Below are 12064 nucleotides of genomic sequence, written 5' to 3' on the forward strand. Positions count from 1 at the left end.
CGCCGCAACGTCATGCGGCCAGCAGAACGGGCTCTCTTACAACCGAAACTCGTCGAACTTGACGGCTCCGGCTGTGGTGTCCGCCATGTCGACGTACCAGCTGGTGACGGTGCCTGTGCCGGTGTATATCGCCTGGAACACGACGGTGTTGTTGTCCGCGATGTAGGGCAGCGGCCGGCCGCCGCCGTCGCGCCGCGGCGCGATGGTCGGCACCGTGGGGCTCAGGCCGCCCGGATTGCCCTGTGCCGCCGTGTCTTCGCTGTTCCAGGGTGAGGGCGGCACAGGTCGGCGACGACCGGAGCCGTCGGGAAAGGCGCCGAAGCTGTTCCCGGTGTTGGATCCCTCGAGGTAGTGCACGCCCGCCGGTGAGGTGAACCGGTTCCACAGGTGGTTGTGCCCGTTGCACACCAGGTCGACGCCTGTGTGCTCGATCAGCGGCAGCACGTCACGCAGCAGTAGGTTCTCGGCTGCCGGATAGTCGTACCTGATCCCGACAACTCGGTCGTGGTCGTCGCGCTCCTCGTCCCGGCACGGAGGAGTGAACGCCGGAACCACGTTCTCCCCCAGGCTGTGCGGGCCTTCGTGGAGCATCACCACGGTGAACCTCGCGTCCCGGAATTCCGGCGACTCCAGTTCCCGCCGCAGCCACTCGTACTGTCGCGAGCCGACCGCGAGGTCGTCGAAGATGAACTCGCCGTGCCCCTGGGCCAGCGGATCGGTCAGGTGCTCGCGCGATTCCTGGAAGCGGGTCCCTGTGGTGCGGGCGGCAGGATCCGCGTCGGCGCGATCGGACCGCCAGACCCGGGTGGCGAACAGCGTGATCAGCCGGACGTCACCCACCGTGGCGGCGTAGTACCGCTTTCCGCCGGGCCCGGAGCGGGGCGGCGAGAAGATCTCCTCATACGTCGTCACCGAGAACGAATTATCCTCGACCCATTGGCTTTTCACTGCCGGATCACCGGTCGGGTTGACGCTGTCGGCGACCTTGGCGTACTCCGCTTCGGCTACGGCGCGGGGCACCGCATTGTGAAGGGAGTCGTCGAGCGACGTGTGCCCGGCGCGGCGGCCCTGCACCTCGTGGTTCCCGATGGCCGGATAGAGGGGTGCGTGCTGGAGGATCTGCGCGCCCCGGTAGGCCTTACCGTCCGAGGTCACCCGCCCGCCGCGGCCCTGCATCACCGCGAAGAACGCCGATCCACGCTCGTCGTCGAACCACTCCGAAGCGCGGTCGGGGACGTTGACCAGATCACCGGGCATGAACACCGCATCGATCTTGCCGAGCTGCTCGGTGATGGTCCGGGCGGCGAACTCGATGTTCGCCGCCGTGTTCACCAGCAGCTGGTGGTCGGAGGTCAGCATGATCACCGCGGGCATCCCCGGTGCGAGCGGTCCACCGACAGAGAAGGTTTCGGAGACCACGAACCGGTCGCCGAGCACGCTGATGACGCGATAAGGCTCTCGATCGCCGGCAGGAACGACGACCGCGGCGTGGTGCCGGTAGACCGCGCGTGCGGCGATGCCTCTCGTCGGCCTGCGGTCGGCGGGCAGATGCGAGTCCGGGTCCTCGGCGACCCGGGACAGCCGGACGGTCTGGGCGGCGACCACCCGCACACCGTGGGCCGCGCCTACGGCTGCCGTGGCAGCAAGTTCGGTGTCGGTCATCGCGCCGACGCCGTCGCCGATCAGGACGTGGTGGGCGTCGCCGCAGAATTCGGTGAACCAGGCCACCTCGGTGGAGTCGGGTTCGGGACGTTGGAGGAAGGGGTCGGTGAGCAGCGCGGGGCGGTGGTCACGCGGGTGCGCTCCGACTGCCCCCGCGCGCGGTAGCGTCGCCACGCCGGTCACTCTATCGCCGCGGCGGAAGGTGTCAGCCGGCCTCAATCATGTGCTTACCTGGGTGCGCTGCCTGCCAGCCGGATATCGCCTGGTCCCACTGCTCGCCGTCCAGAGAGGTCAGCGAGGCCGGAAACAACCCGTCCTCCTCCTTGGCGATGTGCTCATACAGGTCGTCGACCGCCGTACGGATCTGCTCGCGGTCATCCGCATTAGACAGGTCAACGGATTCAAGCAGCGCACCGAGTTCCCGGTGTTCGCGTACCAGCGGGGCGATGTGGGCCGCAATTCATCACCCGCTCGTGCTCCGCGATGTAGTCGCGCAGCAACGGCATGTCCCGACATCCGCAGTATTGGCACATCCCCAGCCCCATCAGAAGTCCGTCGCCTCCGACAGTAGGCCGTGTCGGCTCGGTCAGACCAGCACGCGCTGTAGATCGGGTTTCATCTGTCGGAGTTGTTGTCCCCAGTAGTTCCAGCTATGGGTGCCGTCGGAGGGGAAGTTGAACGCACCGTTGCGCCCGCCTGCGGCCAGGTATTTCTCTTGAAAGGTTCTGCTGGTGCGGGCAAGGAACTTCTCCAGGAACTGTGCGGCGGCGAGGTTGCCCACGGTGGCATCGGAGTCGAAGTCGGATGCCTTGCCGGTGCCCGAGTAGATCCAGATGCGGGTGTTGTTGGCCACGAGCTTGCCGAGGTTCTCGGTGGGATCGTTGCGTTTCCATACGGGGTCGCTGCTGGGACCCCACATGCTTTCGGCGTCGAAGCGGCCGGCGTCGTTCATGGCGATCCCGACCAGGGTGGGCCACCACCCCTCGGAGGGGTTGAGCGCCCCGGAAAGGGCTGCAGCATAGACGAATTGCCCGGGATGCCAGATCGCCAGCGTGAGCGCCGAGGAAGCGGCCATGGACAGTCCGACCGCAGCGTGCCCGGTCGGGGAGATGTTTCGGTGGGACGCCAGCCACTGCGGAAGTTCCTGAGTGAGAAACGTCTCCCACTTGTATGTGTAGGTTTGGCCGTTGCTCCGGGACGGGCGGTACCAGTCGGTGTAGAAGCTGGACTGGCCGCCGACGGGCATGATGACCGAGATCCCCGACTGGTCGTACCACTCGAAGGCCGCGGTGTTGATGTCCCATCCGTTGAAGTCGTCTTGGGCGCGCAGTCCGTCGAGCAGGAACACCGCGTGCGGTCCGCCGTACTGGAACTGGATGCGGACGTCTCGGCCCATCGACGGAGACGGAATATCCAGGTATTCGACGGGCAGCCCGGGCCGGGAGAACGCCTGCGCCGTGGCCGGCGCCGCGAGCACCGCCGCGGTCAGGGCGGCGACGGCGACGATCATCTGCCCGGCGATGCGCAACCTTGAGTGCGTGGACAACATCGGGGGTCCTTTCAGGAGTCCCGGGAGAGGGGAGGTCAGTTGCCGAGCAGGGCGGGGTCGGCGTCGATGTAGCGCGCCAGGCTGGCCCGCAGATCGGTGAGCTTGTGGCCGGCGTCGAATTCGAGCAGCGCGGCTTCGGCGGTCATCCCGATCCAGAGTTGGGCAGCGCGGCGCGGATGCGGCCATCCCATGGCGGTGAAGTCGGGTTCGATGAGATCGGCTGTGTCACTGTTGCGTTGGCGTACCGCGTCGTTGATGGCGGGCTCGGCACGGGCTTCCAGCAGCAGCGCGCGCACGGCCCGGTTGGTCAGGCAGCTGTCGAGGTAGGCGCGGCTGGCGATCGCGAGTCGCCGGGCACCGGGCGCGGATCCGTCGATGATGGCCAGCGCCTCGGTGAGGATCCGGTCATGGAAGTCGCGGTGCAACGCCACCAGGTAGCTTGCGCGGTCGCCGAAATGGTGAAAGAAGCTCCCCTTGGAGACGGCGGCGTCTTCGACGATGCGGTTGACGCTCAATCCGACCAGCCCTCCGGATGCGGCGAGGCGAAACCCGGCGTCGATCAACGCGTTACGGGTGCGAGCGGCGCCCTGCTGGCGTGTGGTGGGCGGCTTGGTCGGCGGGCTGGTCACGGTGTCCCCTTTACGACGGAAGAACCCCAGCCTATAGTTTGACCGACCAGTCGGTCAATGAAGGAGGTGCCGGATGCCGCTCGTGCCCACTCGCGCCGGGACACTCGCCTACCACGTGCGCGGTTCAGGACCCACGGTGGTGCTGCTGCCCGCTGCCCTGCACGACCATCACGATTTCGACGCGGTCTCGGCCGATTTGGCGCGGCACCACCGGGTCGTGGCCGTGGACTGGCCCGGCTGCGGCGACTCGCCCCCGGCGCCCGACCCGCACGCGGTGACCGCACCGGTGCTCGCCGACGGACTCGAAGACCTGGTGGCCGGCCTCGGCGAGGAGCCTGTCGTCCTGATCGGCAACTCCGTCGGCGGATTCGCCGCCGCTCGGTTGGCGATCCGCCGGCCGCACCGGGTTGCGGGACTGGTGCTGGTCAACACGGGTGGCTTCCTTCCGATGAATCCGATCATGAGGCTGTTCTGTCGCACGCTGGGCACGCCGCAGGTGGCCCGCCGGATCCTCCCGGCCTTCATCAGGCTCTACATGCAGGCAGACAACGACCTGGCCCGCGCGGCGCGCGACCGCGCCGTGACCCGGGCGAAAACGACGAGCGGTGTGGCCATGACCGCAGCGCTGTGGCGCAGCTTCGCCACCGACGCACACGACCTACGCCGTGACGCCGACAAGCTGACCGCCCCGGCACTCATCGTGTGGGGAAGCCGCGACACCGCCATCCCGCTCCCAATCGGCCGCGCCACCCACACAGCGTTGCCACGAGCCCGGTTCGAGACACTGCCGGCCGGTCACGTGCCCTTCGCCTCCGCACCCCAGGACTTTCTCGCGATATTGCGCCCCTTTTTGACCCGAACCCTTGGCACCACCGAGAGTTCCCCGCACCAATGAGCCGGACGCACCGCCACTGTGGGGCCCAGGAGCCTGTCAGAGCTCCGACGTCACCGGCGGACATCGTGAGCCGATCAGGTCTCGCCGAATCTCTGTCAGGCGCAGGGAAACAGCTGCGCGGCGTTTGCTTTTCGCGCCCAGAGCTCGGCAAAGGCGTGCGCGATTTCGTCCAGCGCCGGCGCGAGGGGTTCGATCTGGCGGGTGACCAGCGCGTCGTCGTCGATCGCTGCCACTGGATGCCAGTAGACCCCGTCGGCGGTGACCGCGACCTCGGGCACCAGGGATGCCCGCGTTATCTGCACGCCATCGGCGGCCGAGCCCTCCCGGGCGACCGGCCGCACCACCTGATCGTCCTGCGCGATGCCGAGTTCGTCGAGGAACTCATGGAAGGCCTTGAGCTCGCCCGGAACGGGCGCCGCAACCGTGGCTGCGACCCGCACGCGGAAGCCCAGGCCACGCGCCACCCGAATTCCTTCCACCGCCCTGGCCCAGCTCCCGTGTCCGCGATGTGAGTCGTGCAGTTCCGGCGTCGCGGAATCCAGGCTGATCTGCAGCGCCACGTTGTCCCGCGGGATGGTGTCGAGCTCGCGTAGCCCCCTGCCCCGGAACACCATTCCATTGGTCAGCACGGTCGTCGGGAGGAGCGCGGCGCAGCTGCGAACGATGGTGCCGATGTCCGAGAGCAGGAACGGCTCGCCGCCGGTGAGAAAGACCTCGCGCACCCCCCAGTCCGCTGCCTCCCTGGCCAGTCGGGCGATGCGGTCGGCGCCCAACTCCCGTCGCGGGGCCTGCGGCGAGGACTCCACGCAGCAGTAGTCACAGGCAAGGTTGCAGTGGAAGTTGGTGTACATCCACAGCCGCGCGCCCGGCATTCGCTCCGGGCCCAGAACCAGAAGCGGATCGGGCGGGCGGCCGCGCCGCACCGTCAACGTGCCCGCCCCCGTCTCGTCGAGATCGGCCTGCACCACGGTGTTTCCGCTTCGCGCGCACCACTTTTCGGCAGTCTCCCGCTCGGCGACGGACGCCACGGCGATCTCGCCGATGGCACCGTCGGCCAGGGTGGCCATCAACCTCATCAGGTCGAGGATCACCACCGAGGGTCGACCCCCTGCTCCTCCACCGCGGCGAACAGTGGCTCGTACCCGTCCAGGTGCGGCCTCACCCAGCGCCGCAGTCCTTCGAGTTCCAGAATTCTGCGGTGCTCAGGGTTGTCCCAGTCCATCGCCAACAGCTTGTCCACCCATGGGGTGTAACGCTGGGCCGGCAGGGTGTCGAGCGCGGTGAACATACAGTGGCAGTATCCGTCGGTCCGCCACACCTCCTCCAGGGTGCCGGCCATCAGCTCGTCGCGCCCCATCGCCTCCCAGGTGCTGCTGCCGATCGCGGCGACGTCGACCTCACCGGCCAACATTGCTTCGATCGCGTCGAGCTCGCTGCGGCCGGTGTCGCCGTGCTTACCGATATCTGTGTCGAACCGGATGACCTGCAGATCCGATGGGGGCACACCGGCGCGGGTCAGGTAATGCAGTGGCAGGATCGCCGCATGCGCGGAATCGGCCGAGCCGAGCGCGAGGCGCTTGCCGGCGATCGACGTGGGGCCCGACAGTCCGCTGCCGGACGGCGCGACGAAGACGGTGGTGAAGCCCACGTCGGTGTCGCGCTGTGCCAGAGCGACGCAGTGCCCGTCGGTCTGCATCACCGTCCGTACGTAGGCCAGGTTGGTATTCCACGCGACATCGATGTGCCCGGCGATCAACGAGGTGACCAGTCGCCCGTAGTTCGAGTAGAGGACGAAATCCATGGCGGTATCGGGTTCGCCTGCGCTGTCGAAGTATTCACGAATGCCCTCCCAAATCGGGACCACATTCGGGGTGTAGGCCACAGCACCGACGATCAGTGGGTCGCTCATCATGTCCTCCCGCGTCAGAACAGGGGAAGGCCGGTGACGGCCTTGCCGTAGAAGTCGTAGAGCACGTCGGCGGTGGGGGCCATCACCGCGCCCGCCCGCGCGTCCCTGAAGTTCCGCTCGATGGGCAGGTGCTTGGAGAAGGCAGCGCCACCACACACCCGCATGGCGGACTCGGTGATGGTCAGCGCGGCGTCGTTGGCGGACGCCTTGATACCGAGCACATGGTTGAGCGTCTCCTCGTCGGGAGCACTGACACTGGCGGCGGCACTGCGCAGGTAGGCCCGTTGAGCCGCGAGAGTCGTTCCCATTTTCGCGATCTGCGCGCGAATCGTCGGCAGGGCCGACAACGCCTCGTCGCGATGTTCCAGCCGGGCACCGCTGACGTGCGCGATGGTTGCGACGTACGCGGAGCCGGCGAGCCCCAGTGACACGGCGGCATTGCCGAGGTTGAACCACGGCAGGACCGTCTCCATCAGAAGCCCGAATCCGGCGGCCTGTGCCCCCAGTCGGGACACAACTGGGATCGTCGCATCGACAGTCATCGGCGAGGAGGCGTTGCCGCGCAGACCCATGCCGGCGAACGGCGCCACGACGGAGAGGCCTTCCCCAGACCTGGGGAGCGCGTAGAGATCCACCTCGCCGGCGACTCCGGAGGTGGATCCGGCGGACACGATGTAGATGTCGGCGTAACCCGCTGAGGTCACCCAGCTCTTGTCGGCCCGCAGCTTCACCGTGTCACCGTCGTCGGACAACGCGGCCGTGGACACCGGCGCCCAGAAGTGCGAACGTGAGCCCTTCTCGCTGAACGCCAACGTGCCCAGTGCATTCCCGGAAGCCATGGCGGACAACATCTCCGGCATGCCCGGCGGCGGCGCCGCGGCGACGGTGACCGCCGCGGCGGTGTGCATCAGGTAGACCATCGCGGTCGACCCACACGCGGCAGCCAACCCGCCGACGACGTCCACGAACTGCTGCGGGCCTGCGCCAAGGCCGCCGGCCTCCTCGGGCACGACCAGACCCAGCAAACCGCTGCCACGCAGCGCGTCCACCGCTGCCGCGGGGTAGGCACCCTCGGCGTCGACCTGATCGGCGCTCGCGGCGGCGACAGAGATGACGTGATTCAACGCCTCCGTCGAATACATGGCTCAAGACGATACGCGAAGAGGGCGCGCCCCGACGGCGATTACCGCGGCGCACACGAAAACCGCGGCAGTACTTGGATTTCCGCCTAGCCAGACCTCCCCGCGGCCGAGTTGCACGTAGATGGACAGCGCCGCCAACGCAGCGATTGCCGCCGAAGTCACAGCGAGTGCCCGGATGCGCACGGCGGCTGCGGCAAGCATCAGGCCCGCCACGATCAGCAGCACCAGCGCGGCAAGCATGTTGTAGTCGCCGAGAAACAACTGCAGCGGCGGATACCCGACGCCGCTGCCGCGCGGCGCCACGAACGGGTCACCGAGTGACTTGACGGCTGCGACGATCGCGACGAGCGCCAGGAGCAGCCCCCATCCGCCGAGCAGCCGTCTGGCGATCGGCGCGGGTTCTCCGTCTCTGCGGGCGGCCCGGATCGCGTCCACCGCTGCGTACTGCGCACTCGGCGCGAGCAACAGCACCAGGTGGATGCCGAGCATCATCGCGTACGCCCACGGCCATTCGTTGGGCGCCTGCGCCACCGACATCCCGATTGCCAGGGACTGGCCGATGCCGATCAACGCGGCCAACCGAACAGCGGTTCCGGTGAGCAACAGCACCGGCAGCAGTGTCTCCACCACGAGGACCAACCACCCGAACGGCGTGAAGTTCGGCAGCACAACGTGTTCGACCAGCCAGCTGTACGGCGGGAACACCGGGTGATCCACCGCCAGATGCGTCCAGAACCAGAGGCCGGTGCGGCGCGCTTCACCGAAGTCGGGCGGCACCTTCCACCACACGTGCGCCAACCACAACAACCCCGCCACGATCCGCAGCACCGTAAGGCTGATGCCGCCCGCCCTCGCCGGTGCGGGCGCCGGCGAGAGGACAAGGTCGATGGCCCTGCGCGGGCTCGCCGTAGTCATGAGATCAGTCTCACCTCCATCGACGGCCCGCACCCGGGTTTCGGCATTGATACCCCGGGTGACCACTGAACCGGACAAGCGGTGCCGCCGAGCGCCAGACTGTCAGCGCGATGACAGTGTCGGCGCCGTGTCGTCGGGCTTCTGTGCCGACGGCGCGGTGCGGCGACAGGAACGAGGTCAACGTGCGCCACGCTCCTCCTGCGCATCAGCACCTACGGCCAATTCCGCTGCCAGAGTGTCCAGTTGCTGCGCGGTTCCGTGTTCCCGCCACTCGGGCTGCTCCTGGCCGGGTAGGTAGATTCCGTGCTCGGTCAGCACCACCCGGGTGTCGGCATCTTCTGCCCGGAACTCGACGCTGGTGACCGATACCGTCGACAGTCGGTCCTCGGCGCGCAGCGTCGACGTGGTGAGAATTCGTTCATTGAGCACGATTTCGGCGTAGCGCGCCTCATAGGTGAGAGCACGTCCCTCTCCATCGAAACCCTTGACCGTCTCGAAGCCGCCGACCACGAAGTTCTGAGAGTGATCGGCCCCTTGGGCCATCCAGCGTCGCCGCGCTTCCGGATTCGCCCAGGCCTGAAAGACCCGCTCGACCGAGGCGGGGAAGCGACGTTCCAACGTGAAAGTCGAGTGCGTTATCTCCATGATCAGTTTCCCTTCAGATAGTCGTCGAGTTGATCGAGCTGCCGTTCCCAATCCGTGCGCTGACGGCCGAGCCACTGCTCGGCTTCCCGCAGCGCCTCGGGTTGGATCCGGCAGCTGCGCACTCGGCCGACCTTCTCGGTGACGATCACGCCGGCTGCCTCCAGCACCTGCAGATGCTGCATCACCGCAGGCAACGACATCGTCAGCGGCTCGGCCAGCGCCTTCACCGTCGCCGGCCGGCGCACCAGCCGCTCGACGATCGCCCGCCGGGTCGGATCGGCGAGCGCCTGGAACACGCGGCCGATTCCGTCGGACCCGGATTGGTTAGGCATGTACTTAACTATTGCGATCGGTCCGTGGAAAGTCAAGTAACTGGTTAACCATGTAAACGCGCGACGTAGACAGGCCAGATCCCCGGCCCCGGTCCGGCCAGAAATCTGGGATGGCTGTCCGTCGCCCGGCGAGCGACGCTGGCGGTATGGACTTGCGGGGCAGAACGCATCTGGATCCGGCCGGACCCTACAAGCGGGATCCGCCGGCGCCGCACGCGCTCACCGAGCGCTGCACCTCGACCGCTGACCTGATTGTCTTATGCCACTTCGGAGTGCCACGAGTGGATCGCGGCAGTTGGTCGCTGCGCATCGAGGGGCTGGTACACCACCCCACCACGTTGACGTTCGACGAGCTGCTGCGCTACCCGCGCACCGAAATCACGGCGGTCCACCAGTGCAGCGGCAGCCCGTTCGACCCCGCGGTGCCGACACGCAGGGTCGGCACCGCGACCTGGGCGGGCGCCCGACTGGCCGATGTGCTGGCCGACTGCCGACCCATGCCGCAGGCGCGGTACATCTGGTCCTATGGCGCCGACGGCGGCACTTTCGCCGGCGCCGCGGTCGATTCCTACTGCAAGGACCTTCCGCTGTCACGGGTCGATGCCGATGTGCTGCTGTGCTACGAAGTCAACGGCGAGGATCTTCCCGCCGAACACGGCTTCCCTGTGCGACTCCTGATACCGGGCTTCTACGGCACCAACAGCGTCAAATGGCTGACCACCATCACACTCGCGGATCGGCGCGCGCCCGGACCGTTCACCGCGCAGTGGTATCAGGACCCACCGGCAGCGGGCTCGGAAGACCCTCGCCCGGTGTGGTCGCTCGCCCCGGAATCCTTGATTGTGGCCCCCGCCGCCGGGCAATCGCTGCATCGAGACGCCGAAGTCGCGATCTGGGGGTGGGCGTGGGCCGATGGTGGGGTATCCCAGGTGGACGTGGGCATCGGCGGATCGTGGCATGCCGCCGAGGTCGAAGGTTGCCGGGGTTGGCAGTGGCAACGGTTCAGCACCGCCTGGACCCCCTCTCAACCCGGCACGGTGGAGGTGGCGGCACGTGCCACCTCGTCACTCGGGCAGGTGCAGCCGACCTCCGGACACCGCAATGCCGTCCACAGCGTGCTGGTCGACGTTCGAGATGAGGAGCCATGGACCTGAGTCGGATACAAGCTCTCGGTGACCGTGACCGGACACTCGCCGCGCTGCTCGATATCGTCGGCGACAGCCACGTCGTGGCGATCGGTGAGGGCGCCCATTTCGTCGCCGAGTACTGGCAGTGCCGACGCCACCTCGTCGAGTTGCTCCATCGGCACGCGGGTTTTCAGGTGGTGGCAATGGAATTCGGTGTCGGGGAAGCGTTACAGCTGACCAGCTGGCTCAGCGGCGACGCCGGGGACGACGGAGACGCCGACCTGTCGTCGATCAGTCCGGCCGCCGTCGAGTGGGGCGCCGGCGACACCATGGTGTGGCTGCGTCATTTCAACGCCGCGGCGGCGGCCCGGGGGGTACCCCCGCTACGTTTCGCCGGGATCGACCTGCCCAGTGCCGGAGGGGCGTTCACGCCGGCCCTGACACCGCTCGAAACGTATCTACACGACTGTGATCCGGAACTGGTGTCGACGCTGGACGACGTGCGGGCGATCACCGGCGTCGTCGAGGGCGGCTCCGGGGTGAGCGCTGCCCGGCGCTGGTCGGAGCTCGACCAATCCACCCGCGACGCGGCGATTGCCGGGCTGGCCCGCATCGTGCTGCGCATGACCGCGCTGCGACAACGGTACGAAACCCGCGATGCCGGGCGCGACCACCGCACCGCGCTGTTGCTCGGGCACTCCGCGCTGGCCACGGCGTATATGCTGCAGGCCACTGCCGAAGCCGTCGCCGGTGACGGCATGCCGCTCGACTCCAGTGTGAGAGAACGCTTCCTGGCGGACGCCGTGCTGGCGCTGCGGGAAACCGGCGACGACAAGGTGGTGGTACTGGCCCACAACAACCACGTGCAGAAAACCCCGGTGGTATTCGCGGGCACCACCTACACCCTGCCGATGGGGTCATACCTGGCGGGCACCCTGGGCGACGACTACCGCGTCATCGCGCAGACCACCACCGACGACCACGTTCCCGACATGGTGCTCGACCCCGCCGGCAGCGTCGGGTTTCGCGTGATCGACGCGCAGCTGCCGGAGCCGGCCGCGGGAACATTCGAGCATGCGCTCCTCACCGCCGCGGCGGCGCAGCAGCCGACGTTGACCGACGTCCGCCCCTGCCCGAAATACGCTCCGACACAAGGGATTAGATCACAGTCAGCGGTGGTCGACACTGACGTCAGTGCCGCGTTCGACGCAGTGGTCAATCACCCGCGGGTTACTCGCCAACCCGACGTGCACTTCTGA

Annotated in this window: 13 protein-coding genes; 3 read left to right on the top strand and 10 right to left on the bottom strand. The window is 67.7% G+C overall.

All coding sequences use genetic code 11. The annotated features are described in order from the left end of the window. Positions 1 to 36: 36 nt before the first annotated feature. The 4 genes from BN976_RS30330 to BN976_RS30340 all read right to left on the bottom strand — a co-directional run bounded on the left by BN976_RS30330 (position 37) and on the right by BN976_RS30340 (position 3840). On the bottom strand, positions 37 to 1836 hold the full coding sequence (locus BN976_RS30330) for a metallophosphoesterase family protein (protein WP_051558665.1): 1800 nt from the start codon (positions 1834 to 1836) through the stop codon (positions 37 to 39). A gap of 31 nt (positions 1837 to 1867) precedes the next feature. After that, positions 1868 to 2122, bottom strand: a complete 255-nt coding sequence (locus tag BN976_RS33055) for a hemerythrin domain-containing protein (RefSeq protein ID WP_375167668.1) — start codon at positions 2120 to 2122, stop codon at positions 1868 to 1870. 126 nt (positions 2123 to 2248) lie between these two features. Then, positions 2249 to 3211: an esterase family protein gene (locus BN976_RS30335; protein ID WP_036377126.1), complete on the bottom strand. Its 963-nt coding sequence runs from the start codon at positions 3209 to 3211 to the stop codon at positions 2249 to 2251. A gap of 35 nt (positions 3212 to 3246) precedes the next feature. After that, complete coding sequence (locus BN976_RS30340) at positions 3247 to 3840, bottom strand: TetR/AcrR family transcriptional regulator (RefSeq protein ID WP_011782997.1); 594 nt, start codon at positions 3838 to 3840, stop codon at positions 3247 to 3249. A 73-nt stretch (positions 3841 to 3913) separates the two neighbouring features. On the opposite strand from BN976_RS30340, the gene BN976_RS30345 reads away from it, so the two are divergent. Further along, the gene (locus BN976_RS30345; RefSeq protein ID WP_036377128.1) at positions 3914 to 4735 is read left to right on the top strand and encodes an alpha/beta fold hydrolase; all 822 of its coding nucleotides are present in this window, start codon (positions 3914 to 3916) and stop codon (positions 4733 to 4735) included. 95 nt (positions 4736 to 4830) lie between these two features. Here BN976_RS30345 and BN976_RS30350 read toward each other — a convergent pair whose 3' ends face one another. The 6 genes from BN976_RS30350 to BN976_RS30375 form a co-directional block, all read right to left on the bottom strand. After that, entirely contained in the window at positions 4831 to 5829 is a 999-nt protein-coding gene (locus BN976_RS30350; protein ID WP_036377130.1) for an Rv1681 family radical SAM protein, read from the bottom strand. Further along, complete coding sequence (locus tag BN976_RS30355; protein WP_036377132.1) at positions 5823 to 6647, bottom strand: Rv1680 family SBP-like protein; 825 nt, start codon at positions 6645 to 6647, stop codon at positions 5823 to 5825. Before BN976_RS30355 ends, BN976_RS30350 begins: the two co-directional genes overlap by 7 nt. A gap of 11 nt (positions 6648 to 6658) precedes the next feature. Further along, the gene (gene fadE16 / locus BN976_RS30360) at positions 6659 to 7786 is read right to left on the bottom strand and encodes an Rv1679 family acyl-CoA dehydrogenase (protein WP_036377134.1); all 1128 of its coding nucleotides are present in this window, start codon (positions 7784 to 7786) and stop codon (positions 6659 to 6661) included. Between the two features lie 3 nt (positions 7787 to 7789). Then, positions 7790 to 8701 carry an Rv1678 family membrane protein gene (locus BN976_RS30365; RefSeq protein WP_036377255.1) on the bottom strand — a complete coding sequence of 304 codons (912 nt, stop codon included), beginning with the start codon at positions 8699 to 8701 and terminating at the stop codon, positions 7790 to 7792. Positions 8702 to 8878: 177 nt separating this feature from the next. Continuing rightward, complete coding sequence (locus BN976_RS30370; protein WP_036377137.1) at positions 8879 to 9346, bottom strand: SRPBCC family protein; 468 nt, start codon at positions 9344 to 9346, stop codon at positions 8879 to 8881. A gap of 2 nt (positions 9347 to 9348) precedes the next feature. Then, entirely contained in the window at positions 9349 to 9678 is a 330-nt protein-coding gene (locus tag BN976_RS30375; RefSeq protein WP_011783007.1) for an ArsR/SmtB family transcription factor, read from the bottom strand. A gap of 146 nt (positions 9679 to 9824) precedes the next feature. On the opposite strand from BN976_RS30375, the gene BN976_RS30380 reads away from it, so the two are divergent. Next, a complete protein-coding gene (locus BN976_RS30380) occupies positions 9825 to 10832 on the top strand; it encodes a molybdopterin-dependent oxidoreductase (protein ID WP_051558661.1) in 1008 nt (335 codons plus the stop codon). After that, positions 10823 to 12064, top strand: coding sequence for an erythromycin esterase family protein (locus BN976_RS30385; protein ID WP_051558662.1), 1242 nt, complete (start codon positions 10823 to 10825; stop codon positions 12062 to 12064). Before BN976_RS30380 ends, BN976_RS30385 begins: the two co-directional genes overlap by 10 nt.

This window comes from Mycolicibacterium austroafricanum (assembly GCF_000612725.1).
In the GTDB taxonomy this organism is placed as follows: domain Bacteria; phylum Actinomycetota; class Actinomycetes; order Mycobacteriales; family Mycobacteriaceae; genus Mycobacterium; species Mycobacterium austroafricanum.